The sequence below is a fragment of the Azospirillum agricola genome, from assembly GCF_017876095.1.
Lineage (GTDB): Bacteria > Pseudomonadota > Alphaproteobacteria > Azospirillales > Azospirillaceae > Azospirillum > Azospirillum agricola.
The window spans coordinates 74,821-101,662 of record NZ_JAGINM010000003.1 but is presented as its reverse complement, the minus strand read 5'-3'; the positions used below and the strand labels follow the sequence as shown (position 1 = coordinate 101,662).

The window sequence follows — 26,842 nt, the reverse complement described above, 5'->3', positions numbered from 1 at the left end:
ACATCCGGGGGAGCCCCCTCGGGCTCAGGCCGGAACGCGCCGGGCCGACAGGGCGGTGTCCAGCACCTCCAGGACGCGGGCGACATGCGGCGGGTGGAACAGGGAGTAATGGTCCCCCGGCAGCCGGTGCACCGTCACCCGCCCACGGGTCAGGTCGGCGAAGCCATGCATCCCGGCCGGCCGGGGGTTGTCCATCGCCTCGATGGCCAGGATGTCGGCGGCGATCGGGTCGGCGGCGGGATCATGCTTCGCCAGCAGGGCGATGTTGTGACGCACCAACCGCTCCAGCCTCGCCACATCCTGCGCCGGCAGGCCGTCCATCAGGATCGACAGCACGCGCCCCCAGTAGGGCCGGGTGCGCAGCTCGGCGAAGCCGGTGAAGGGCGGCTCCCCCGCATCATCCGGGCGCGGCCCGGCGTCGATCAGCACCAGCCGCACCGCCCGTCCCGCCTTTTCCAGGTGACGGGCCGTCTCCACCGCCAGATGGGCGCCGAAGGACCAGCCGACCAGCCGCAGCGGCTCCGTCCCCGGCCCCGCCAGCGTCGCGGCCTGGGCGGCGAAGCCGCGGGCCAGGGCATCGAGGGACGGGGCGAAGGGCTCGTCGCCGTCGAAGCCGGGGCACTGCACTCCCCAGCAGGCCACCTCCGCCGACAGCGCCGCCGCCAGTTCCTTGTACAGGGTGGCGGTGCCAAGCGCCTGCGGCAGGAACAGCGCCGCCGGAGCGCCCGCCGGGGCCGGGCGGAGCGCCAGCAGCGGCGACGGCCGGGCCGCCGCCTGCGAGACCGCCGGGGAGACCGCCCCGCCGCCGATGGCGTCCAGGCGCGCGGCCAGCCGGCGGATGGTCGGGTTCTCGAACAGGTCGCGGATGGTGAAGCTCTTCTTCAGGGCGGTGCGGACCTTGGCGATCATCAGGATCGCCTTGATGCTGTGGCCGCCCAGGGCGAAGAAATCCTCGTCCAGCCCGACCCGCTCGACGAACAGGATCTCCTGCCAGATGCCCCGCAAGGTCTCCTCGGTGGCGGTGGCGGTGGCGGAGGCGGTCCCGGCCTCGGCGTCGGCCGGGGCCGCCGGCCGGTCCGTCCGCCGCTGCCCGGCCAGGGCCGCGCGGTCGATCTTGCCGTTGGCGGTCATCGGGAAGCGGCTGACCGTGACGAAACGGCCGGGGATCATCGGTTCGGGCAGGCGTCCGGCCAGATCGGCGCGCAGGCCCGCTGCCGTCGGCCTGGCCGCACCCGCGCCGTCCTGGAGGATCAGGTAGGCGGTCAGTTCCGTTCCCTGGTCGGGGGAGGCGGCGCGTTCGGCCAGCACCACCGCGTCCTTCACGCCCGGCGTCTCGCGCAGGGCCGCCTCGACCCCGCTCAGCGAGACGCGATGGCCGCGCACCTTGATCTGGTCGTCGCGGCGGCCGAGGAAGACGATGGTGCCGTCGGCCTGCCACAGGGCGAAGTCGCCGGTGCGGTAGACCGGGGCGCCGCCGAGCGCGGGCAGCGTGGTGAAGCGGGCGGCGTCGGCGGGGGTCGGATTCATGTAGCCCTGGGCCAGCGGCAGGCCGCCGACCACCAGTTCGCCGGGCACTCCCGGCGGCACCGGGGCCAGAGTGTGGTCGCACAGCAGGATTCGGGCGCCGGCCACCGGGCGGCCGATGCGCTGGGGAGCGCCGGAGACCCCCGCCAGATCGTCGAGCGGGCCGGCGACGCAGCCGATGGTGGCCTCGGTCGGGCCGTAATGGTTGAGGATCCGCAAGCCCGGCCGCAAGGCCCGGAGCCGCCCCAGATCGTCGAAATTCTGCGGCTCGCCCCCCAGCAGCACCAGTTCCAGCGCCTCGGCCTCGACGAAGCGCCGGCCGGCCGGCGAGGCCAGCAGCATGTTCAGGTAGGACGGCGTCGCCTTGAGGAAGCTCAGCCGGTCTCCGACCACCGCATCCATCACCCGGTCCGGATCGCGCCGCTCGTCCTCGTCCAGCAGAGTCAGGCAACCGCCCAGCAGCAGCGTCCCGAACAGGCCGGTGTAGCCGAGATCGAAGGCCGCCGAGGTCACCAGGGCGGTGGCGCTTCCCGGACCGATGCCGAGGTCGCGGCTCAGCCAGCCGGCGTAGTTGAGCAGCGACGCCTGCCCGACCCGCACCCCCTTCGGCAGCCCGGTCGTGCCCGAGGTGTAGATGATGTAGGCCGGGGCGTCCGCCGGCACCGCCGGCAGCGGCGCGCCGGACAGGGTGCCGGCCTTGTTCCCGTCGACATCCCCCTCGGAAACAACCACCACCGGCAGCGCCCCGGCGACCGCCTCCACCGCCGCCGGGGACGCCGCCAGGATCACCGCGGCGTAGCTGTCGGCCAGCATGTGGCGGACGCGGGGCGCCGGCAGGGCCGGATCCAGCGGGACGAAGGCGGCGCCCAGCAGCAGGCAGGCCAGCATGCCCCGCAGCATCGGCTCGCCCGGCTCGGCGTGGATCGCGACGGCGCTGCCGACGCCGACGCCGTGCTGGTGGTGCAGGTGGCGGGCCAGCGCCTCGGCCCGCTCCTGGAGTTGGCGATGCGACAGGACGCCCCGCCGGCCGCGCACCGCCGGCCGGTCGCCGCCGGCCGCCACCACCGCGGCGCGCCGCTCCGGCACCGTCGCGGCCAAGCGGACGGGATCGGCGCCTCGGCTCCAGCGGTCGAGGATGAGCGCGCGCTCGGCGTCGTCGAGCAGCGACAGCGCGTCGATGGGCTCGTCCGGCCGTCCGGCGGCGCGCTCGGCCAGCAGCCCCAGCCGGCCGGCCATCGCCTCGACGGCGGCCGGATCGACGACGCGGGCGTTGTATTCGAACTCCACCAGCATCCCATCCGCGTCCGGTGGCAGGGCGCGGATCAGGAAATCATAGTGGCTGGCCATGAACACCGACACGTCGCCGACGGTCACGCCGGGGGCCAGCTCCTGGGCCTCGCCCTTGAAGCGCTCCTCCAGCGGGTAGTTCTCGAAGACGAAGTAATGGCTGAACAGGCCGTTGCGCAGCCCGCTGCGCGCCTGGATCTCGGCCAGCGGACAATGGACGTTGTCCAGCCAGTCCAGCATCCGGTCGCGCGTGCGGCGGAGCAGGCCACGGAAGCTCTCGCCCGCCTCGAAGCCGACGCGCAGCGGCAGCATGCCGATGCAGGGGCCGACCATCGCCTCGCTGCCCGCCAGTTCCGGCGGCCGGGTGGAGGCGACGCTGCCGAACACCACGTCGCGGGTGTTGTTGTGCTTGGCCAGCACCAGCCCCCACAGGGTCTGCACCAGGGTGCTGGCGGTCACCCCCTGCTCGCGCCCCAGCTCGCCCAGCCGCGCCAGCAGGCCGGGTTCCAGGCGCAGCCGGTGGATGCGCGGGTCGCGCGGGCCGGGGAGCGGCACCGGCCGCTGGCCCGGCAGGTCGAGCGCCGTCTCGTAGCCGGCCAGATAGTCCGACCAGAAGGCCAGCCGCCCGTCGCCCCGGCGGGCCTCCACCCACTGGACGAAGCTGGCGTATTGCAGCGCCGGACGCGGCGACGGCCGGCGGCCGGCGGCGAAGGCCTGATAGGCGTCGGCCAGCTCGTCCTGGAGCAGGCCCAGGCACCAGCCGTCCACCAGGATGTGATGGAAGTCCCACACCACCCCATGATCGGCCCGCCCGTCGGGGCCGGGACCGAAGCTCAGGCAGCCCACCCGCGTCAGCGGGGCGCGGTCGAGCGCGAAGGGCCGGCGCCGCTGCCCGGCGGCGTAGCCGGCCAGGGCGGCGTCCCGTTCGGCCGGGGTCAGGCCGGCCCTGTCCTGGCGCTCCAGCGCGAAGTCGACGCGCTTCAGCACGATCTGCAACGGCCGGTCGCGGCCGCCGGTGCGGAACACCGTGCGCAGGATGTCGTGACGGCCGATCACATGCCGCCACGCCTCCTCGAAGGCCGTCAGGTCGAGCGGGCCCCGGATGCGGAAGATCAGCTGCTGGAAATAGGCCCTCGGCTCGCCGGCCACGGCATCCTGGTCGATCAGGTCATGATAGAGGATTCCCTCCTGGAACGGGGTCAGGGGGTAGATATCCTTGATGTCATCGCGCGTGATCATTGGCGGAAAACCCGGTCAGGGATGAAGGGAAGGATGCCGCCCACCGCCTCAGAACGAGACGGTGAGGCCGGCGCCGAGGCTGTGGGCGGTGTACTCGTCCTCTCCGGTGGAGGTGTACTGGATGTCGTACATGTAGCCGAATTCCAGGACGGCCCAAGGGGCGAGCGTCCAGGCACCGCCGACGGTGGCGGTGAGTTCGCGGTAGGTGACGGGAAGCTGGATGGCCCGCTGCACGGTGGAGTCCAGCCGGGCCTCCAGCAGCAGGGCGGACGACCATTGGTGGGACAGCCGCCCGCCATAGCCGGACACGAAGATTCCCGGCGTGCCGGGGTAGACGTATTCGGCCGCCATGCGGCTCCACTCCAGGGTCGCCGCCCAGTCGGCGGCGATGTCCCAGCGAAGGGTGGCGTTGCCCACCGGCCCGACCACGGGGGAAAAGCGCGGATCGTCGTAATCCTGGCGCAGCAGCCCCAACTGGCCGGAGACGCTCACCCCCGCGAGCGGCTTGGCCTGGAGGCCGGCGGCGATCTGCCAGCCCCGGGAATCCCGGTCGTAGAACTGGCGGCTGGTGTCCCGGACATAGACGTTGCGGTTGACCGAGGCCAGCAGGTGCGGCTGGAACGACGTCGCCCCCTTGTAGGCCAGCTTGGCGACGGCGATGGTCTCGTCGTTGTCGCGGCCGGTCAGGTCGATCGTCTGCCCGCCGCGGCTGACGGCGGCGTAGCGGCGCTCGTCGCGGGACAGCCGCAGGCTGGTTTCCAGCGGACCGGGCGCGTGGCTGACGCCGAGGCTGTACTTGGTTCCCTCCCGCACGGTGCTGGAAGCGCCGGAAACGGCGTTGAGGCTGCCCTGGCTGAGCTGCTGGCGGGTGACGGTGATCCCGCCGGTGACCGTGAGGCCGTCGGCGGGCCGGACGAAGACGGAGCCGCCGGCCAGATACTCCCCCAGGCTCTGCACGCCGCCGGCCAGATAGCGGGTCAGACGGGCCGAGCCGGTCGCCTCCCCTCCGGCGGCGCCCCCGAACAGATCCTTGCCGGTGCGCAGGGTGAGGGCCGGCGCGGTCACCAGCCGGACGCCGTCGATGCGGCTGGAATCCTTGAGGGCGTTGGTGGTGTAGACCGAGTGCAGCGACAGCTTCGGGGCCACGGCGAGCGCCCCGCCCAGCAGGCCCAGGGACGCGGCGCCGTCCGGAACGTCCAGGGGCTGGGTGGCTTCGGTGCGGCCGGTCGCCTCCCCGCGCTGCGCGTCGGGGTCGCGGACGGCCACCGCCGGAGGCTGGCCCGCTTCCGGCGGCGGCCCTTCGACGAAGGTTCCTGCCGCCGCCCCGCCGGCCGCCAGCGCCGCCAGCAGGACGGAAAGGAGGCCTGTCCGCAGGCCGCCGGTCATGGATCGGTCGCTCCCATGGGGGGCGGACGGGTGGTGGGCGGCGCCATCGGCGGCGTTGGCGGGGGCTGGACGGAGGACGGACGGACGGAATCCGGACGGATGGCGGGGATCCGCTCGCCCGGCCCCAGCACCGTGCCGAGAATGCCGCCCAGGCTGCCGAGCAGACCGGCGGTGCCCTCCAACCCCATCAGGGGCGAGAGCACCGGTTCGACCGGGGCGGTGCGGAGCGGCGTCGCCGCCACGGGTGCCGGGCCCGGATCGCCGCGCAGGGCCAGCTTGGCGCCCGGCCGGACATCGGTGCGCGGGTCGGCGTGGGGATCGCTGCCGGGCGGCGGCATCGGGTCCCGGTTCCCCGGCTCCTGGTCCGGCAGGTCGAGGCCGCTGCTGTCGATCTCGGGCGGCACGGTCGCCGGCGGGTGCCCCGGCCGCGCCGGCACGGCGCCCTCGCCGGTGTTGAGGATCAGCGGCAGGCCGTTCTGGCCGCCGATCACCACCGTCTTGGCGTTCGCCGAGGCGGCCAGCTTCAGGGTGGCCTCGATCCCGCGCCATTTCAGGTAATTGTCGGAGATTCCCTCCTGCACCTTGTCCTGGAACTGGCGGATGCCGTCCGCCTCGATGGCCTTGCGCTGGCTCTCGAAGCGCTCGCGCTCCAGGCGGAAGGCGTATTCCTGGACAAGCTGTCCCTGCTCCTCCTTGCGCTCGATGGCGGCGCGGACGCGCTCGGGCAGCACCACGTCGCTGATCAGCACGTCGTTCAGCTCGATGAAGGTGTCGGCCACGCCGTTGGAGCCGAGCGGCGCGCCCCGCCCCTTGGGAACGTCGTGCGGGATGCCCTGCTCCGGGGGCACCGCCAGGAACAGGCCGTAATGGTCGGTCCGCTGGGAGAAGCGGACTCCGCCGATCAGGTTGCCGTCGGTGTGGTCCAGCACCCCGCGGTAGATCTGGTCCTGGATCTGGCTGCGCAGCGGGCCGTAGACCTCGCTCGCCAGATACCGCGACACCTCGCGGCGGGTGATGGAGCCGACCTCCGGGACCAGCAGGATGTTGGTGTAGTCGGGGCCGACGGCCTTGTGCAGGTAGGCGACGGCGTCGGGATCGGGACGGTAGCGGAAACTGACGGCGATCCTGATGTGCAGCCCGTCGCGGGCGATGGCCTCGTACTCCTCCCGCCGGTACTGGAGACGGACGTCGTAGACGGTCACCGTGTTCCACGGCCAGATCAGCGTCACCCCTTCCTGAAGCACCGTGCGCACGTCGATGCCGCCGCCGAAGCGGCGGTAGAGCACCCCGGCATGGCCGGGCGGCACGCTGACCACCATCAGCGGGGCGAGGTAGACGGCGACGAACAGGGCGATCAGCACCCCGAGCAGGATGTTGCGCCGGTGGCGCAGGTACCAGTCCCGCAGCCGGCGGACCGGCGGGATGCGGGCGAAGCGGACGCGGAACGTCTCCGGGGCGGCGGCGGTGTCGGTCATGGTCTGGAGGTCTGCTGCGACAGTGGGGGCGCCGACGGGGGGCGGTCGGTCAGGATCGACCGCCGTTCCTGGTCGAGACGCGAGGTCGCGATGATCAGGATCAGCAGCCCGGCCAGGGGAGACATCGCGAGCGACAGGATGAAGTACAGGAAAAAGCCGCCGCGCTGCCCTATGGCGAAGGCACCGACCATGAGACAGAGCGCGATGTAGACGACATGAGCCATCCCTGCGTGTCCTTTGCCGAAAATGGGCCAGTCCGGCCCGCGCCCCACGGGGCGGCGGGCGGCTCTTCCTTACCCTGCCGCGCCGCCGGTCAGACGGTGGGGGACGGCGGCGTCTTGGCCGCCGGCTTGGTCACCGCGACGGGCGCCACCGGAACCTCGACCGGGGACGCCGGCACGCCATGGTCGTCCGGGTTGCTTTTGGCCGCCTCGAACTCCCTGTGGAAATGCTCGCGCAACTCGTCCACATCGAGGTCCAGCAGCTTGCCGCCGGCCCGGAAGTGGGCGGTGAACACCCGGCCCAGCGCCAGGGTCGCCGCGCCGGCCAGGGACGGCATCACCGCGATGCCGACCACCGTGCCGACCACCGGGATCGACTTGGCGACGGCGCCCAGCGACCCGGTGCTCAGCAGGAACGGCAGCCCGCCGCCGAGCAGGGCGGTGACGATCGACCGCAGCCGGTCGTTGGAGGCCGGCACCCCGTAGAGATCCGCCAGCTCGCGGATCATCTTGTACTGGGCGCCGCTGATCGCCGCCAGATCCAGCACCGGAACGGGGATCAGGCCCAGCCCGGCGGCCAGGATGGCGTGCTTGCGGACGATCTCGTCGGCCTTGGCGCGGCGGTCGACGGGAACGACCTCCCCGGCGGGCTTGACGTCTGTGTGCAGATTTTCGGTCATGGCGTGTTCCAGCTCCTTCGTGTTGCAGTCGCTCATGGTCTTGCACAGATCGGACGGCGGGCCGGCCGCTCCGGGGAGCGTCGGCCCGCCGTCCATGGTTTCCCGCGCGACCCCCGCGCCACGGCCTCAGAAGCGGACCCGCAGGCCGGCGTTGAAGCGGTGGCTGGCCGAGCGGGAAGAGAATTCGCCGCCATAGGCGCCGAACAGGCTGACGGTTTCGCCGGCCATGGCCTCGACCCGGGCCGACACCGGGACGCTCCAGCGGTTCTCGGCGTAGCCGTCCACGCTGAGGGGGAGGTCGTAGGCGATGACCCGGCCCGATTCGGTGCGCCCCTCGAGTTCGACGTCGCGCGCCACCCCGACCCGCAGCTCGCTCAGCAGGCCGCCGCCGCCCAGGTCGCCGTCGCCGAGATCGAAGACCCGGCGCAGGCCCAGCGACGCCTCGGCGCGGAACAGCTGGGACGAGGTGCTGTCCACCGCCAGCGCCCCGACGCCCGCCCCCTTCTCGGCGTAGCCATCGCCCTGCACCCGCGACCAGGAGGCCGCCAGCCGCGGCACCAGGGTGGCGAAACCGGCGTCGACCTCGCGGCTGACCCCCAGCTTGGCCGCCAGCCGCAGATCGCGGTAATCGCCTGCCGCCGCCATCGCCGAGCCCAGGACCATGGTCGGGCGGCGGGTGTCGTTGTCGCCGATGCCGGCCAGGAGCGAGGCGTCGACCGTCACCGCGTCCAGCTTCGCCACGCCGTAGAGGCCGGCGTAGTAGGCCCGGGAATCCAGTTCCGTGTCGTTGCCGTCGCCCGCCCTGGCCCGCGTGGTCTGGTAGGCGGCCATGGCGCCGACGCCCAGGCTGCGGGACAGCTCGACGTCGGCGCCCAGCGCCAGGCCGATGCCGTGGCTGCGGATGCCGGCGGTCCCGTTGGCCTGGTCGAAGCGGCCCATGTGGTAGAAGGCGTCGCTCCACAGGTTGACCCCACGGGGGCCGCGCAGCTCCACCGGCCGGCGCGGCACGAACCCCTCGATGCCCGAGCCGGCGGCGTCCGACAGGGTGCCGCCGGGCCGGGCCGCCACCTGCAACGGCGAGCCGCCGAACAGCGCCGCCCGGTCCTGGAGAACGCCCAGATGCTGGCCGATGCCGGCGTTGGCGGTGCGCACGCCCATGTCGAAGCTGACCGCGTTGACCGCCGCCGCCGTCACCTCTCCCGCTCCGTAATAGGCGCGCACCGCGGTGCGGTCGATGGAGTTGACGAAGGAAAACCGGTTCAGGACGGTGCCGGCGGTCAGCACCGTGTAGATTCCGTCCAGCCGCGTCGAGTCGGGATTCAGCTCCAGGGTGCCGCCCAGCAGATCGGCGGTGCCGGCCACCACCAGCCGGTTGCTGACCCCACCCGGCCGGGTGTGGATCTCCAGCACCGTGTTGTTTCCGTTGTAGGAGCCGACGGTCAGTTGGGGCAGGGTGCCGCCGCCCAGCCCGCCGGCGACGATGTAATCCGGCGCCACCCGGCCGCCGCCGCCGACGGTGCCGGTGATGAGGCCGCTTCCCTGCAACCGGGTGTTGGTGTTCGTCATGTCGATGTTGCCGGCGACCACGCCGTCCACGATCACCGTGTTGGTGGTCCCCCGGCCCAGCCGGACGTCGCCCAGCACATTGGCGGAGGGGCCGATGCTCAGGGTGCTGCCGCTGCCGAGAAGCCCGAAGGCGGAGCTGCCCGCCCCATAGGCGTTGACCGTGCCGGAGGCGGTCACCGTGTTGTAGCCCCCCAGGAGGACGGCGGCGGAGTTGACCCCGGTCATCTCGATGATCGAGCCGGGCTGGAGGATCAGGGAGGCGCCCGGATTCAGGTTGATGCCGGCCATGCCGCTGCCGAAGAACGCGATGCTGGGGCGCGGCACGGTGACGAAGGCCACCTGGGGGATGGGATCCGTGATGTTGGTGATCACGGCGTTGGTGATGCCCCGCCCGGACGGCTGCACGGTCAGGGAACCCGACACGTCCAGCGCCGCCGTGCGGACGCTGTCGCCGGCGCAGGTGGCCGGCGCGGCGGTGACGTCCCCTCCCCAGCCGGTGCAGTTCCCCTGGGCCTGCATGGCGATCTGAAGGTTGCGGTCCAGCGCCCACAGGATCGGCACGGTGTTGAAGTTGCCGCCCTGGAGGGCGTCGGCGTAGGCGCTGCCGCCGTAGAGCGGGTACCAGGGAGCGGCGTCGGTCGCGTAGCCCGTCATGTTGATGGAGAACGCGACGTCCAGCAGGGGATCGTAGAAGATGGACGAGACGTAGCCGCCGATCTGGCCGCTGTGGCCGACCAGCTGGGTGCCGGTTCCGGTGGAGGGCATGTGGTAGATCGCCAGCCCGTACTGCACCGGAATGTAGGCGACGTTGCCGGGCACCGTGCTGGTCAGCCGCTCGATCTGGGTCTGCTGGGACAGCAGGTTCTGGTTGTTGAGCGCCAGCTGGCGAATCCAGGTCAGCTCGTCCAGGGGGGTGGACAGGATCGATCCCGCCGCCCATGGCACCTTGGGGTTGGCGTTGGTGACGTTGTAGGAGCCGGCGGGCATTCCGGGCATCACGTCGCTGGGCATGACGGTCTGGAGGTTCTGCACCGGGACGCCGGTGAAGTTCCCGTCGACGGGGAACAGGGTGCTCCCCATGCCAAGCCGCTGGATGACGCCGCTGTTCACCAGGGTCTCGATGGAGCGGCAGCCCCCGGCCGTGGCGCAGGACGCCTTCTGGGCGATCATTCCCAGCAGGGCGAAATTGGTGTTGGAATACTTCATCTGCCCGACCGCGCCATAGGTCTGGCCGGGCGTCTGGACCACCGCCTGGATCAGCTGCTCGGGCGTGTAGTCGGCGGTGGCGTAGGGGGGGCCGAGGGCGAAGCGGCTCCATTCGGCCAGCACCGACATGTTCGGATAGCGCAGCGACGCGGCCATCAGGTAATCCGGAATGCCGCTGGTCATGTTCAGCAGGTTGCGCACCGTGATGGCGCCGCTGTTCGGGATGCCGGTGTTGGGCAGCCAGCGCTCCAGCGTGTCGTCGAGTCGGATCGCCCCCTGGTCCACCAGCTGGAGGACCGCCGTACCGGTGAAGGTCTTGCTGTGGCTGCCGATGCGGAACTGGTCGGTCGGTTGCAGGGGCTGGGTCCGGGCGATGTCCCGGTAGCCGCCGGCCCCCAGCCAGATCTCGCCGTTGCCGTAGCTCACCCCCACGCCCACGCCCTGCAACGAGGAGCCCTGGGACACGGTCATGTCGATCACCGCCTGGAGCACCGGCCCCAGCTGCTCCCGGCTGGCGGCCCGGCCCTCGGCCGCCCCCAGCACCAGCGGGCACAGCGCGACACCCGCCAGCAGCAGATCCCGCAGGATCCCTGTCCGGCTCCTGCCCCTTTCGCAAACCTCGTCCTTGCTGCACGCCATGACACCGCCCCCCGGCCGAAGTGATGGTGAAGGTTTTCCGATGGACGCGGCCAGCCGCTTCGGCAGTGGTCCATCGTCCAGTGAATTTTCAGGAAGCGGCCTTATTGGGAGAGAAACCCCCATCCACCTCCAGAACATATTTCATATGTGTTTCAATAACACGCGCCGAATTGGAACCAATTACTCATCCAAACGGCAAAGAATACGAATGAATGACCGATTCTTTATAAAATCAACCGCCATTAGCATTGACATATCCGCGTTATCTATGCAGATTTTGCTATATACCATGCAACAATGAAATGACAACAAGAGTCTTTTCTAAAATGGCAGATGATCGTATAAATCCATAGGCGCGCACCGATGCAATAACATTCATGAATTGCCATGAGAATTTCGAAATTCACCGTTCATTGCTTAAAACTCATTCCTGAAACGAGGTTTATACAAAGAGAATAAAGGAAATGTAGTGGCGCGCATTATCACAATCATTGAGAAGTATAATTTGTCTTTAATACTCCATTGATCGCTCGCAGCGCGGAATCCACAATCTCCGAGATGGCCGATCGATGCGTTCAGCAATCGTGTTTACCGCCAACACCGCCCATCAAGAGACAACCCTCCGTCAATTCGCGAAGGATATTTTTCAGAAAATCCACGAACTCATCGCCGATCCCAATGATAATTCTCCGATTACCCGGTAAATACCGGAATCATCGATTTAGATTCCGAATATTTATCTGAGCATTACGAAGAAAAACTAAGATTTTCACCAGAAAGAAACTCATGTATACTCATACCAGACACGCGCGTTGGCAAAATGATTTGCATGTCATTGTTGTTTTTAACGACAACCGAGATTCCGCACGAGACCACCCCCTCGCACCGCCGCAACCCAGACGCTGACGATGATGGACTGCTCCACTCCCAACCGGATCCCCTCGACCCTGGCGGCAGCTCTCGAAGAGAGCGCCACGACCAGCCGTGGCGTCACCTATGTCCTGTCGAGCAGCGAGGAGCGGCGCCTGCCCTACGCCGGCCTGCTTGACCGCGCCCGGCGCTGGCTGGGCCGGCTCCAGGACCAGGGCGTGCGGGAGGGGGACGAACTCGTCCTGGCCACCGACGACCAGGAACTGTTCACCGCCGTGTTCTGGGCCTGCATCCTCGGCCGGATCGTCGCCGTGCCGGTCTCCACCCCGACCAACGACGAGGGGGTGGTCAAGATCCTCAACGTGCTGGATGCGCTGGACAGCCCGTGGCTGCTGTCCGACCAGCCCCTCGAACCGCGGCTGGCGGCCGGCGGACACGGCGCGGACACCTTGGCCCGCATGGCCGGGCGGATCATCGCCGCTCCGGCCGCCACGCTGGACGGACGGCTGGCCGAGCCGGCGGCGGTGGCGGCCGACGACGTGGCGCTGATCCAGTTCTCCTCCGGATCGACCGGGACGCCGAAGGGCGTGACCCTGGCGCACGCCAACCTGCTGGCCAACGTCCGCGCCATCATGGACCATCTGGGGCCGGTGGGGGCCGAGGGACGGCTGCTGAACTGGATGCCGCTGACCCATGACTTCGGCATCATCTGGTTCCACATCATGCCGGTGGTCTTCGCCCTCGACCACGCCATGATCCCGACCAAGCTGTTCATCCGCAACCCGCTGATCTGGATGCAGAAGACCTCGGACTTCCGCGCCTCGATCCTGGGCGGCCCCAACTACTCCTACCGCCACCTGCTCAAGCATCTGGACCCGGCGGGCGGCGGGGAAGGGGCCGGGGAGTTGGGCGGGGAAGGCGGCGCGGCGCGCGGCTGGGACCTGTCCTGCGTGCGGGTGGTGGTGAACGGCGCCGAGCCGATCGCCTGCGACCTGATCGCCGACTTCCAGCGCGCCATGGCCCCCTACGGGCTGGCGCCGGGGGCGATGATGCCGGCCTACGGGCTGGCCGAGGGCACCTTGTGCGTCTGCCTGACGCCGGTGGGAGCCGGCCTGCGCGCCCACGCGGTCGACCGCCGCACGGTGTCGGCGGGCATGCGGGTGCGGCCCGACGACGCCCCCGGCAGCCTGGACCGGATCGTCTTCGCCGATGTCGGCGTTCCGGTGGCCACCGTGGGCCTGCGCATCGCCGACGCCCAGGGCGAGCCCTGCCCCGACGGGGTGGTCGGCACCATCCAGATCCGCGGCCCCAGCGTCATGCGCGGCTACCGCAACAACCCCGAGGCCACCGCCGCCGTCCTGTCCGGGGACGGCTGGCTCGACACCGGGGACCTGGGCTATCTGCGGGACGGCCGGCTGGTCGTCACCGGGCGGCGCAAGGACGTCGTCATCCTCAACGGCGCCAACTACTACCCCCAGGACATCGAGCGGGTGGCGGCCGAGGTGCCGGGGCTGGATCTGAACATGGTGCTGGCCTGCGCGGTGCCGCTGCCCGGCGAGGGGCGCGAGGGGCTGGCCCTGTGCATCCTGTTCCGCAAGAGCCTGGAGGCCTTCGCCCCACTGGCCGAGCAGGTGCGCGACCAGGTGGTCCGGAAGATCGGCATCCCCGTCGACCATTGCCTGGCGGTGCCCCGGATCCCGAAGACCACCAGCGGCAAGGTCCGCCGCTTCCACTTGGTGGAACGTTTCGCGGCCGGGGCCTTCGACGAGCAGATCGCCACCCTCCGGCGGCTGGCCGGCGAGCGGGGGGCGGCGCTGCGCGAGGCCCGCTCCTCCGGCGACCGCGCGGCGCTGCTGGCGGCGCTGGCGGCGCTGGCGGCCCGCCTCACCCCCTCGGGCGCCGTCGATCCCGACGCGCCGCTGATGGAGCAGGGGCTGACCTCCCTACGGCTGGTCGAGTTCCTCAACCGCGTCAACCACGCCCTGGAAGTGGTCCTGCCGGTGTCGGTGCTGTTCGACCACCCGACGCTGGCCGGGCTGGCCGGCCATCTGATGGGCGTTCCGCTGGACGGCGGGCATGCGGCCACCGGACCGGAGCCGGAGCCGTCCTCCACCCCGCTTCCCGTTCCGACACCGGCCAGCGCCGGGGATGGGGCGATCGCCGTGGTCGGCATCGGCTGCCGTTTCCCCGGCGGGGCCGACGGTCCCGACGCCTTCTGGGAGCGGCTGGCGGCGGGGTCCGACGCCACCGGCCCCTTCCCCGCCGACCGCTGGCCGGCGGCGCTCAACGCCGGCGCCACCACCGACCGTGGCGCCTATCTCGACCGGCTCGACCGTTTCGACGCCCGCTTCTTCAACCTGACCCCGGTGGAGGCCGAGGCGCTCGACCCCCAGCAGCGGCTGCTGCTGACGGTGAGCTGGGAGGCTTTCGAGCATGCCGGCATCGATCCCCATGGGCTGCGCGGCGCCCCGGTGGGGGTGTTCACCGGCATCAGCGGCTCCGACTACGCCCAGGCCCAGGCGCGCGGCGCGCTCGACGGCATCGGCGCCTACGCCTTCACCGGCACGGCGCCCAGCGTCGCCTCGGGCCGGCTGTCCTTCTTCCACGGCTTCGCGGGGCCGAACCTTGCGGTGGACACCGCCTGCTCCTCGTCCCTGGCGGCGGTGCATCTGGCGGTGCGCGCGCTGCGGGCGGGGGATTGCGGGCTGGCTCTGGCGGCCGGGGTCAACCTGATCCTGGCGCCCGAACTCCAGGTCGGGCTGTCGCGGATGAACGCCCTGTCGCCCGACGGCCGCTGCAAGAGCTTCGACGCCGCCGCCGACGGCTACGCGCGCGGCGAGGGCTGCGGCGCCGTGCTGCTGAAGCGGCTGGACGACGCCCGGCGCGACGGCGACCGGGTGCTGGCGGTGATCCGCGGCAGCGCCATGAACCACGACGGCGCCTCCAACGGCCTGACCGCCCCCAGCGGGGCGGCGCAGCAGGCGGTGCTGCGCGCCGCGCTCGCCGACGCCGGGCTGGAGCCGGGCGGGATCGATTACGTCGAGGCGCACGGCACCGGCACCGCGCTCGGCGACCCGGTGGAGGTGATGGCCCTGGCCGGCGTCCAGAACCGGGAGCGCCCGGCCGACCGGCCGCTGCTGGTCGGCTCGGTCAAGAGCAACATCGCCCATCTGGAGGCGGCGGCCGGCATCGCCGCCCTGTGCAAGACGGTGCTGGCGCTGGAGCGGGGACTCCTGCCCGCCTCGCTGCATCTGCGCACCCCCAACCCCCGAATCCCCTGGACGACGATTCCGGTGGAGGTCGTGGCCGCCGCCCGCCCTTGGCCCGACACCCCCGGCGGCCGGCCCCGGCGGGCCGGGGTCAGCGCCTTCGGCATGAGCGGCACCAACGTCCATGTGATCGTCGAGGCCGCCCCCGCGGCCGGCACCGCCATCACCGATCCCGTCGCCGGTAGCACGCCCCCGCCGGCCTTGATCGCCCTGTCGGCCCGCACCGAGGACGATCTGGCGGCCCTGGCCCACCGCTACGGGGATGCGTTGCGGGGCGCGGACGCGGAACGCCTGCACGATCTCGCCCACACCGCCGCCCTTGGCCGGGCCGCCTTCCCCCACCGCCTGTCGGTCGCCGGGCGCGAGGCCGGCACGCTGGTGGACCGGCTGGCCGCCAGCGTGCCGCGCAACCGCGAACCGGCCTCGCCCGCGCCCCGCGTCGTCTTCGCCTTTTCCGGCCAGGGCTCCCAGATGCCGGGCGCGGGACGGGAACTGTTCGAGCGCGAGCCGGTCTTCCGCGACAGCCTTCTGCGGGCCGAGCGGACGCTGGGCGACCGGCTGGGCCGGACGCTGACCGAGCTGATGTTCGCCGGCACCGCCGGGGATCTGGCCCGCACCGCCGTCACCCAGCCGGCGGTGGTGGCCTTCGGGCTGGCGCTGGCCGAGCTGCTGCGTTCCTGGGGCGTCGTCCCTGCGGCGGTGCTGGGCCATTCGGTCGGCGAGATCGCCGCCGCCGCCGTGGCCGGGGTCTGCGATCCCGACACCGCCCTGCTGATGGCCGCCCGGCGCGGCGCGCTGATGCAGGCCCTGCCGCCCGGCGCCATGGCCGCCGCCGCCTGCGACCCGGCCACCGCCGAGGCGGCCCTGGCGCAGGCCGGGGGCGTCGGCTGCGTCGCCGCGGTCAACGGACCGGCCTCCGTCACCCTGTCTGGAGAAAGCGCGGCGGTGGAGCGCGCGGTCGCCATCCTGCAAGGCCGGGGCGTGCGCACCAGCCGGCTGGACGTGTCCCACGCCTTCCATTCGCCCCTGATGGACCCGATCCTGGCGGACCTGGAAGGGATGGCGCGGGAGCGGCCGCTCGGCGAGCCGCGCGTGCCGTTCCACTCCACCGTCACCGGCGGCCGGGCGGGAGCCGGGCTGCTGTCCGACCCGGCCTACTGGGCGCGCCACGCCCGCGCGCCGGTGCGCTTCCACGAGGCGCTCCAGGGCGTGCCCGTCGACGCCGCCACGGTCTTCGTCGAGCTGGGCGCCCGTCCCGGACTGGCGCCGCTGGCCGCCGCCAGCCTGCCGGAGGCCACCTGGCTGGCCTGCGCCGGCGGCCCCGATCCCGCGCTGCGCCTGGACGAGACCCTGGGCCGCTTGTTCGAATTGGGGGTTCCGGTGTCGTGGCCGGCGGTGTTCTCCACCCGCCCCGGCCGCCGGACCACCGCCCCAACCTATCCGTTCCAGGGCCGCACCCGCCTGCTTCCCACCGTCCGCACCGGCGCCCCCGTGGCTGCCGTTTCCAGCGCCCCCACCCTCAACGCCCCCACCCTCAACGCCATCGTCGCAACGGCAGCCCCCATGACCCCCACCGGAACATCCTCCCGCCGCGACGGCATCGCCGCGACGATCCGCGGCATCCTCAAGGGCATCGCCGGCCTCGACCCGGCGGAGGTCGCGCCCTCGGCGAGCTGGTTCAGCCTGGGGCTGGATTCCCTGCTGATCGTCCAGCTCCAGCAGGCGCTGAGCCGGGAATACGCCGTAGAGCTGGCCCTGGCCGACGTGCTGGAGCACGGCTCCACCCTGGACGCCCTGTCGGCGCTGGTGGAGACCCGCCTGCCCCCGCCCGCCCATCCGGAACCGGGAGCCTCCCCGTCTCCGGCCATGGCCGTGGCCCCAACCCCGGCCCCTGCCCCTGCCCCTGCCCCTACCTCGGCCCCGGTTCCGGGTGTCGAAGGGGTGCTGTCCCGCCAGATCGAGGCCATGAGCGCGCTGTTCCAGCAGCAGCTCGCCGTTCTCCAGGGCGCGCCCACGGCGGCCCCGGCAGCCCCGGCAGCCCCGGCGGCCTCGGCGGCGGCACCCGCAGCCCCACCCCCGGCGGCGGTCGCGCCCCCCGCGCGCACCGCCCCGGAGATCAAGGGACTCTTCAAGAAACTGCCCGGCAAGCGCGACGGCTGGAACGAGGCGCAGGCGGCCCATGTCCGCCGGCTCGCCGTCGACTACAACGCCCGGACCAGCGGATCCAAGGAGCACACCGACCGCCACCGCGACGTCTACGCCAACCCCCGCGCCGTCATCGGCTTCCGGCCGGAATGGAAGGAACTGACCTACCCCCTGCACGTCGACCGCGCCGAGGGGGCTTATGTCTGGGACGTCGACGGCAACCGTTACGTCGACATCACCATGGGGTTCGGCGTCACCCTGCTGGGCCACAACCCGCCCTTCGTGCGCGAGGCGGTGGCGGCGGAGCTGGCGGCCGGCGCGCCGCTGGGGCCGCAGACCGCCAGGGCCGGCACGGTCGCCCGCCTGCTGGCCGAGATGACCGGAGCCGAGCGCGTCGCCTTCTTCACCACCGGCAGCGAGGCGGTGATGGTGGCGGTGCGGCTGGCGCGCGCCGTCACCGGCCGGACGAAGATCGTGCTGTTCGTCAACTCCTACCACGGCACCTTCGACGGGGTGCTGGCGGTGGGCTGGGCCGACGGCGGCCGGGTGACCAGCATGCCGGTCACCGACGGCACGCCCCAGCGGATGGTGGACGACGTCATCGTGCTGCGCTACGGCGACCCGGCGGCGCTCGACGTCATCCGCGCCCACGCCGGGGAACTGGCCGCCGTGCTGGTCGAGCCGGTGCAGAGCCGCGACCCGGCGGTGCAGCCGAGGGAGTTCCTGCACGAACTGCGCGCCCTGACCACGGACAAGGACATCGCCCTGATCTTCGACGAGATGATCATGGGCTTCCGCATCCATCCCGGCGGGGCGCAGCATCATTTCGGCGTCACCGCCGACCTCGCCACCTACGGCAAGATCGTCGGCGGCGGGATGCCGGTGGGGGTGGTGGCCGGCAGGAAGCGCTTCATGGACGCGGTGGACGGCGGCCTGTGGCGTTACGGCGACGACAGCGCCCCCAGCGCCCGCACCGCCTTCGTCGCCGGCACCTTCAACAACCACCCGCTCGCCATGGCCGCGGCCGAGGCCATGCTGCGCCACCTGAAGGAGGCCGGTCCGGGCCTCCAGCAGACCCTGAACGCCCGCACCGCCGCGATGGCCGCCGACCTCAACGCCCTGTTCGAGGCCGAGGAGGTGCCGGTGCGCGTCGTCCATTTCGGCTCGCTGTTCCGCTTCGACTTCGCCGCCGACACGGAGATCCTCAACTACCATCTGCTGAAGAACGGCGTCTTCGTGTGGGAGGGGCGCAACTGCTTCCTGTCCACCGCCCACAGCGACGCCGACATCGCCTTCATCGTCGAGGCCGTGCGCCGCAGCGTGGCGGAGATGCGGGACGGCGGCTGGCTGCCGCCGCGCGGCGGCGGACGCGCGCACGCGCCCGCCAGCGGAGCCTCCGCCATGGCGGCGCCGGCCGGCGCGCCGGCTCTGGAACGGACGCCGATGCCGGTGGGGCGCGGCCAGCAGGAGATGTGGTTCCTGATCCAGTCCCGGCCGGAGGCCACCCTGGCCTACAACGAGATGGTGGCGCTGGATCTGCGCGGACCGCTGGACGTGGCCGCCCTCCGGCGGGCGCTCGACGCGCTGGCCGCCCGCCATCCGGCGCTGCGCGCCACCGCGCTCGACGGCGAGGGTTGGCGCGCCGCCCCGCCGGCCCCGGTTCCCCTGCCGGCGCATCCGGTGGCGGACGCGGCGGCGGTGACGGCGTGGCTGGCGGCCGACCTCGGCCGCCCCTTCGACCTGAAGGCCGGACCGCTCCTGCGCGCCGCCCTGCTGCGGCGCGGCGACGGCCACCATGCGCTGGCCCTGACCGTCCACCACATCGTCGCCGACGGCTGGTCGCTGGGGCTGATGGTGTCGGAACTGTCGGCCCTCTACGCCGCCGAGCGCCACGGCCGGCCGGCGGCGCTGCCGCCCGCCCAGCCCTTCGACGCCTTCGTCGCCTGGAGCGCCGCCCTGCCGCAACAGCCTCCGGCCCCGGCAGCCGAGTCAGCCCCGCCGGTGCTGCTGCCGCGCGAGGATGCCCACGCCCGCACCCCGTCCTTCCGCGGCGGCCGCATCCACCGCCGCGAACCGGCCGGCCCCTCGGGACCGCTCTACGGCCGGGTCAGGGCGCTGGCGCGGGCGCAGGACGCCAGCCCGGTGATGGTCCTGCTCGCCGGCTTCGCCCTGCTGCTGGGCCGGCTGGCCGACCAGCGCCGCTTCACCGTCGGCCTGCCGGTGGCCGGCCACACCGAGGCGGGCATGCCCGACATGGTGGGCGCGGCCTCGGCGGTGCTGCCGCTGGCGGTGACGCTCGATCCCGGCGAGTCCTTCGCCGCCCTGCTCCAGCGGGTCAAGGCCGACCTGACCGCCGCCCAGCGCGACATCCGCCGCCTGTTCCGCCGCGAGCCCGACGGGCCGGCGCCGGCGATCAACGTGCTGTTCAACGTCGACCGTGGCGTGCGGATGGGCTTCGACGGGCTGGAGGCGGACTGGCTGTCACCGCCGGTGGCCCATCCCAAGATGGACCTGTTCCTCAACGTTCTGGAGCTGAACGGCGAGGCGCTGTTCGATTTCGACCATGATTCCGCCGTGGCCGGACCCGCCACCGCCGCCCGCTGGTTCGACTCCCTCGTCGCCCTGCTGGACAGGGCGGCCGCCGACCCGCAGGCCCCGCTCCGCTCCCTGCCCCTGTCGCCGGCCGACGAGAAGGCGATCCAGGCGGCGGAGGCATCGGGGATTCGCACCCTCGACGGCTTCGGCGCCCCGGCGGCCATCGGCGTGGTGGCGCCGGTCGAGCGGCGCATGGGCGGCGGCTGGTCGGACAGCGGCGAGCTGGGCCGCCTTCGCCCCGACGGCACGGTGGAGGTGCTGGGCAGCGCCGGCCGGCTGCTGCGCGGCGCGCGCGGCTGGATCGACCTCGGCACCGTCGAGGCCGCCCTCGCCGAACACCCGGCGGTGACCCGCGCGGTGGTGGTGCTGGAGGAGGCCGGCCTGACCGCCTTCACCGACGGCAAGGTGCCGGCCGGGGTGCTGGCGGCCTTCCTGCGCGCCCGCCTGCCCGCCGACCATGTCCCGTCCTTCTTCGCCGCCCTGCCCGCCGGACCGGCCGACGCCGACGCCCTGCGGGCCGGCGACGCGGAACGGGTGCGCGGTCGCGAGATCGTCGCCCCCCGCACCCCGGAGGAGGCGCGCGTCGCCGCCGTCTGGTCGTCGGTGCTCGGGCTGACCGAGCTGGGCGTGACCGAGAGCTTCTTCGACCTGGGCGGCCACAGTCTCAAGGCGCTGGCCATCCTGGCGCGGGTGGCGCGGGAGTTCGGCCGCTCGGTGCCGCTGCGCCGCTTCTTCGAGGCGCCGACCGTCGCCGGGCTGGCCCGCCTGCTCACCGCCGGGGCCACCGACGACGCCGCGCCCATCCCCCGCCTGCCCGAGGCGCCGGATTACGCGCCGTCCAACGCCCAGGCCCGGCTGTGGATGCTGGAGCAGATCGACCCCGGCCTGACCGCCTACAACATCGGCTTCGCCCTGGTCAGCGGCACCGGCGTGGACGAGCCGGCCCTGCGCCGCGCCCTCGACCGGCTGGCGCGCCGCCATGAAAGCCTGCGCACCGCCCTGGTCGAACGGGACGGCCTGCCGCGCCAGATCGTCGAGGCGGACCCGGCTCCGGTCCTGACGGTGGAGAAGGTGGACGGCGAAGACGCGGCCCGAAGCCGCGCCCGCGCCATCGTCGCCGCGCCCTTCGATCTGGGCCGGGCGCCCCTGTGGCGGGTGGCGCTGCTCACCGGCGAGGAAGGGGCCGGCGCGTGGATCGTCGCCGTGATGCACCACGCCATCGGCGACGTCTGGTCGGTGGGTGTCTTCATCCGCGACCTGCTGGCCCTTTACGGCCAGGAGCGGGACGGCGGGCCGATCCTCCCCCTGGCCGAGCTGCCCGAACTGCCGGTCCAGTACCGCGACTGCGCCGCCTGGCAGGCGGAGCGGCAGGACACCCACCTGCCCTTCTGGCGCCAGCGCCTGGACGGCGCGCCGCCGGTCCTGGAACTGCCGGCCGACCGCCCGCGCCCGCCGGTCAAGACCTACGACGGCGACCAGGTGACGGTCACCGTGCCGGCGGCAACCGCCGCCGCCCTGCGGGCGCTGGCCGCCGCCCGCGACGCCAGCCCCTTCATGGCCGTCACCGCCGGGCTCTACGGCCTGCTGCACCGGGTCACCGGCCACGGCGACCTGCTGATCGGCGGGGTCGGGGCCGGGCGCGACCACCCGGCGCTGGAGGACGCCATCGGCTTCTTCGTCAACACGCTGCCGCTGCGCACCGCCGTCGCCCCGTCCGACCGCTTCCTCGACCTGCTGGACCGCGCCCGCGCCACCATGCTGGAGGCGTTCGAGCATGGCGACACCCCCTTCGACCGCATCGTCGAGGCGGTGGGCGCGCCCCGCGACCCGGCCCGCAACCCGCTGTTCGAGATCGTCCTGGTGATGGACGACCGCGAAGGCATCCTCCGCCTGCTGGAGGGCACCGGCTGGCGGGCCGAGGAGATCGACACCGCCACCGCCCAGTTCGACCTGACCCTCTACGTCACCGACCGCCCCGACGGCATCGCCATCAAGGCGGCCTACAACACCAACCTGTTCGACCGCGCCCGCATCGAGCGGCTGATGGTCGGCTTCGCCGCCCTGCTGACCGCCGCCGCCGCCGAACCCGAACGGCCGCTGATCGAACTGGCGGCCGCCGGGTTGGCGGTGACGGGGCCGGCGAACACGGGGGTGGTGGCCGCCGAACCGTCGCCCCACCAGGAGCGGCTGTGGTTCGTCGACCGCTTCGAGCGCGGCGTCCTCTACCCGCAGGGGCCGACCTACTACAACATGCCGGTGGTCGCCCGGCTGACCGCCGCACCCGATCCCGCCCGGTTGGAGACGGCCCTGGCCCGGCTGGCGGCCCGCCATCCGGCCCTGCGCACCGCCCTCGCCACCGAGATCGCCGCCGAAGGCGAGCGGCCGGTGCTGCGGGTGGCGGAGAACGCCGCCCTGCCGCTCGCCCGCATCGCCGCCCCGGCCGGCGGCGGCCTGGAGGCGGTCGAGACGGCCAGCCGGGAACCCTTCGATCTGTCCCGCGCGCCCCTGGTCCGCGCCAGCTTGTGCGTGGAGGACGGCGGGGCGGTGTTCCTGGCCCTGACCGCCCACCACGCCGTGGCCGACAAGCGCGCGCTGCACCGCCTGCTCGACGAGTTGGCGGCCCTGTGCGCCAATCCCGGCGCCGTCCTGCCCGCGCTCGCCGAACCCGCCGCCGCCGCGGAGAGCCGCGAGGCCGACAGCGCCTTCTGGCGCGCCAGCCTGGACGGGCTGACGGCCCTGGTGCTGCCCACCGACCGGCCGCGTCCGGCCATCCACACCTACACCGCCGGCCGGACGGCCCTGACCCTCGATGCCGTCACCACCAGCGCCATCGCCGCCCTGGCCCGGCGGCTGGGGGACGGCGCCACCGCCGCGTTCAGCGTCACCGACGCGCTGCGGGCTCTGTGGCTGGGACTGCTGCACCGTCTGTCGGGACAGGCCGACGTGGTGATCGGCGAACCGTTCGAGCCGGCCGGCGACCTGACCGCCGGCCCCCACGCCAACCTGCTGACCCTGCGCGCCGACCTCGACGCCGCCCCCGGCTTCGCCGACCTGCTGCGCCAGTCGGCCGGTCGGCGGCGGGCGGCCGAGGCCCACGCCGCCATGCCCTTCGACCATGTGGTCCTGGCCATCAAGCCGAAGAACGACATGAGCCGGACCGCCCTGTTCGACGTGCTGTTCCACCACGACGCCGGCGGCGCGCCCGCGCTCGCGGCGGCCGGGGGGCGGATCGTCGACACCGGCCTGGGCTGGGGCAAGTACGATCTGGTGCTGAGCCTGCGCGACGCCGACGGCGGAACGCTGGACGCCACCCTGGTCTACAACCGCGACCTGTTCGACGATGCCGGCGCCCGGCGCATCCTGGAACGCTTCCGCCGGCTGGCGGTGACGGCGACGGCCGCGCCCGAAACGCCGCTGGCCGACCTCGACCTGATGGTGGAGGGCGAACGGGAGTCGCTGCTGACCCGCGCCGCCCAGGTGGCCGGCTACCCCCGCCACCTCACCATCCAGACCGCCTTCGAGGCGGCGGCGGAGCGCCACGGCGACCGCATCGCCGTCACCGACGGCGACCGGTCCCTGACCTACGCGGCCCTCAACGCCCAGGCCAACCGGCTGGCGCGCGCGCTGCGCGCCCACGGCGTCGGCCCGGACCGTCTGGCGGGCGTCTATCTGGATCGCACGATCGCGCTGCCGGTCGCCTTCCTGGGCATCCTCAAGGCCGGCGGGGCCTATGTGCCGATGGACCCGGACTATCCGGCCGAGCGCGTGCGCTTCATGGTCGGGGATTCCGGCGCGGAGGTGATCGTCACCGACGCCGCCCACGCCGGGGAGGCCGCCCGCTTCGGCCGGCCGGTCCTGCTGGTGGACCAGCCGGAGGGTCCCGGGGACAATGCTTCCGGGGACAACCCCGCCCCGGCCGCCGGGCCGGAGAATCTCGCCTACGTCATCTACACCTCCGGCTCCACCGGGGTGCCGAAGGGCGTGATGGTCGAGCACCGCAACCTCGTGCAGCTGATGTTCCACGACCGCCATCCCTTCGCCTTCGGGCCGGAGGATGTGTGGACCCTGTTCCACTCCCCCTGCTTCGACTTCTCGGTGTGGGAGATGTACGGGGCGCTGCTCCATGGCGGCCGGCTGGTGGTGGTACCCAAGCGCGTCGCCCAGGACGCCGCCGCCTTCCTGGACTGCCTGTCGCGCGAGGGGGTGACGGTGCTGAACCAGACCCCCACCGCCTTCCACAGCCTGATCGACGCCGCGCTCGCCCACCCCGATCCGGCTCTCCGCCTGCGCGAGGTGATCTTCGGCGGCGAGGCGCTCCAGCCCGCCCGGCTGGCCGACTGGCACCGCCGCCATCCGGAGACCCGGCTGGTCAACATGTACGGCATCACCGAGACCACCGTGCACGTCACGTTCAAGACCATCGGGGCCGACGAGATCGCCGCCGGCCGCAGCGTCATCGGCGCGCCGCTGCCCTCCTACGGCGTCCTGCTGGTGGATCCGGCCCTGCGGCCGCTGCCGGTGGGCGTCACCGGCGAGATCCTGGTGACGGGCCACGGGGTGGCGCGCGGCTACCTGAACCGTCCCGAACTGACCGCCGAACGCTTCATCGAGCACCCGGCCCTGCCCGGCCAGCGGCTCTACCGCTCGGGCGATCTGGGGCGGATGACGGAGGATGGCGAGCTGGTCTATCTGGGGCGCCTGGACCATCAGGTGAAGATCCGCGGCTTCCGCATCGAGCTGGGCGAGATCGAGCGCCAGCTGCTGGCCCATGCCGGCATCCGCGACGCCGTGGTGCTTCCCGACGGCGACAGCCTGTCGGCCTATCTGGCGGCCGAACCGGGAAGCGTTCTGTCGCGGGAGGACATCGTCCACCACCTCTCCGACAAGCTGCCCGACTACATGGTGCCCTCGCGCCTGCTGGGCGTGGAGGCGATCCCGCTGACCGCCAACGGCAAGATCGACCGCGCCGCCCTGGCGGCGGCCGGACGCCCGCTGGCCGGCGGCGGGGGCGGGGTCGCCGACGAACCGCGAACCCCCGTGCAGCGGACGGTCGCCGCCATCTGGCGCGAGGTGCTGGGCGTCGGGCGCGTCGGGCTGCGCGACAATTTCTTCGAGCTGGGCGGCCACAGCCTCAAGGCCAACCAGGCGGTCGTCCGCATCCGCCGCCAGCTCGACCGCCCGCTGACCCTGAAGGACTTCTTCAGCGCCCAGACGCTGGGCGCCCTGGCCGACCTGCTGGCCGCGCGCGGCACGGAAGAGGACCGGCGCATCGCCCCCGCCCCGCCGCCGGCCGCTTCCGCCGACGGCTATCCGCTGTCCTTCGCCCAGCGCCGCCTGTGCCTGCTCCAGTCGATGGAGCCGGACTTGGTCAGCTACAACATGGTGGGCGGCTTCCTCCTGGACGGTCCCCTGCGGCTCGACGCCCTGGCCCATGCCTTCGAAGCGCTGGTGGTCCGCCACGAGGTGCTGCGCACCCGCTTCGTCACCCGGCACGGCCAAGCCCGTCAGGTGATCGACCCGCCGCCCAACGGCTTCATCCTGGAGACGGAGGACCGCAGCCGGGACGGCGGCGCCGGCACCGACGCGGTCATCGACGACGCCCTCAAGGCCGAGCTGCGCCATGTCTTCGACCTCGGCACCGGCCCGCTCCTGCGGGTGCGGGTGGTGGAGCTGCCCCGGGAGCCGGAGGGGCGCCACAGCCACGCCCTGCTGCTGAACATGCACCATGTGGTGTCGGACGGCTGGTCGGTGACGGTGATGCTGCGCGAGCTGGAGGCGCTGTACCGCGCCGCCCTGGCCGACCCCGCCCGCACCGGGGCCGCCCTGGCCGCGACCCTGCCGCCGCTGCCCCTCCAGTACAAGGACTACGCCGCCTGGCAGACGGCCGAGGCCGCCGGGCCGGGGCTGGCGGCGGCGCGGCGCTTCTGGCTCGGGCTGTTCGAGGACCGCGTGCCGGTGCTGGCCCTGCCCACCGACCGGCCGCGTCCGGAACGGGCCGGCGGCGACGGGGCCATCGTCCACGCCCGGCTCGACCGCCCGCTGACCGCCGCCCTCAACGCGCTCGCCCGCGCCCACGACACCACCCTGTTCGTCGTGCTCGCGGCGCTGGTGCGCGCGCAGCTCCATCTGGTCTCCGGCGACGGCGACATCGTGCTGGGCACCCCGGTGGCCGGACGCACCCAGGTCGAGTTGGAGGGGCTGATCGGCTTCCACCTGAACCTGCTGCCCCTGCGCCTCGGCCTGTCGCCCGGCCAGAGCTTCGCCGGCCTGCTGGCGGCCGAGCGGGCGCTGGCGCTGGACGCCTTCACCCACCAGTCCTACCCCTTCGACCGGCTGGTCGAGGAGCTGGACCCGCCGCGCCTGCCCGGCCGCCAGCCCCTGTTCGACGTGCTGGTGATCCTCCAGAACAACGAGCCCCTGCGGCTGGAGCTGCCGGAAATCACCGCCCGGCCGATCCGCGACGTCAGCGTCAGCGCCAAGTACGACCTCAACTTCATGTTCGAGGACCGGCCCGAGATCGAGCTGGCCCTGGAATACGCCGCCGACCTGTTCGACCCGCAGACCGCCGAGCGGCTGGCCGGGGCGTTCGTCGCGCTGGCCCACCGCGCCGTGGCCGACCCCGGCGCCACCCTGGCAACGCTGGGCGGCGGGGACGCGACGGCGTCGCCCAACCAAGCCCAGCCCGCCACCGCCCTCCCCGACGGCAGCGGCGACGACGAACTGATGGACGCGTGGTAACG

7 protein-coding genes are annotated in these 26,842 nt (G+C 72.7%); 1 reads left to right on the top strand and 6 read right to left on the bottom strand.

What is annotated here, in order from left to right; translation table 11 throughout:
* Positions 1-24: 24 nt before the first annotated feature.
* The 6 genes from J2847_RS04880 to J2847_RS04855 all read right to left on the bottom strand — a co-directional run bounded on the left by J2847_RS04880 (position 25) and on the right by J2847_RS04855 (position 11,223).
* Complete coding sequence (locus J2847_RS04880) at positions 25-4,050, bottom strand: non-ribosomal peptide synthetase (protein WP_209777425.1); 4,026 nt, start codon at positions 4,048-4,050, stop codon at positions 25-27.
* 48 nt (positions 4,051-4,098) lie between these two features.
* Positions 4,099-5,436 carry an outer membrane beta-barrel protein gene (locus tag J2847_RS04875; RefSeq protein ID WP_209777424.1) on the bottom strand — a complete coding sequence of 446 codons (1,338 nt, stop codon included), beginning with the start codon at positions 5,434-5,436 and terminating at the stop codon, positions 4,099-4,101.
* Positions 5,433-6,911: a prohibitin family protein gene (locus J2847_RS04870; RefSeq protein ID WP_209777422.1), complete on the bottom strand. Its 1,479-nt coding sequence runs from the start codon at positions 6,909-6,911 to the stop codon at positions 5,433-5,435. The genes J2847_RS04875 and J2847_RS04870 overlap by 4 nt, the downstream gene beginning before the upstream one ends.
* Positions 6,908-7,135 (bottom strand): hypothetical protein, encoded by a 228-nt coding sequence (locus J2847_RS04865; protein WP_209777421.1) that lies wholly within the window; start codon positions 7,133-7,135, stop codon positions 6,908-6,910. Before J2847_RS04865 ends, J2847_RS04870 begins: the two co-directional genes overlap by 4 nt.
* An 89-nt stretch (positions 7,136-7,224) precedes the next feature.
* On the bottom strand, positions 7,225-7,812 hold the full coding sequence (locus J2847_RS04860; RefSeq protein ID WP_209777419.1) for a YcjF family protein: 588 nt from the start codon (positions 7,810-7,812) through the stop codon (positions 7,225-7,227).
* 126 nt (positions 7,813-7,938) lie between these two features.
* The gene (locus J2847_RS04855; RefSeq protein WP_209777418.1) at positions 7,939-11,223 is read right to left on the bottom strand and encodes a serine hydrolase; all 3,285 of its coding nucleotides are present in this window, start codon (positions 11,221-11,223) and stop codon (positions 7,939-7,941) included.
* Positions 11,224-12,131: 908 nt separating this feature from the next.
* On the opposite strand from J2847_RS04855, the gene J2847_RS34515 reads away from it, so the two are divergent.
* Positions 12,132-26,840: a non-ribosomal peptide synthetase/type I polyketide synthase gene (locus J2847_RS34515; RefSeq protein WP_209777416.1), complete on the top strand. Its 14,709-nt coding sequence runs from the start codon at positions 12,132-12,134 to the stop codon at positions 26,838-26,840.
* The last annotated feature ends 2 nt before the right edge of the window (positions 26,841-26,842 follow it).

Bases quoted from the DNA above. Each gene is read 5' to 3' on its own strand.
- J2847_RS04855 (WP_209777418.1), bottom strand. From the start codon at position 11,223: ATGGCGTGCAGCAAGGACGAGGTTTGCGAAAGGGGCAGGAGCCGGACA.
- J2847_RS04875 (WP_209777424.1), bottom strand. From the start codon at position 5,436: ATGACCGGCGGCCTGCGGACAGGCCTCCTTTCCGTCCTGCTGGCGGCG.
- J2847_RS04860 (WP_209777419.1), bottom strand. From the start codon at position 7,812: ATGACCGAAAATCTGCACACAGACGTCAAGCCCGCCGGGGAGGTCGTT.
- J2847_RS04865 (WP_209777421.1), bottom strand. From the start codon at position 7,135: ATGGCTCATGTCGTCTACATCGCGCTCTGTCTCATGGTCGGTGCCTTC.
- J2847_RS34515 (WP_209777416.1), top strand. From the start codon at position 12,132: ATGATGGACTGCTCCACTCCCAACCGGATCCCCTCGACCCTGGCGGCA.
- J2847_RS04880 (WP_209777425.1), bottom strand. From the start codon at position 4,050: ATGATCACGCGCGATGACATCAAGGATATCTACCCCCTGACCCCGTTC.
- J2847_RS04870 (WP_209777422.1), bottom strand. From the start codon at position 6,911: ATGACCGACACCGCCGCCGCCCCGGAGACGTTCCGCGTCCGCTTCGCC.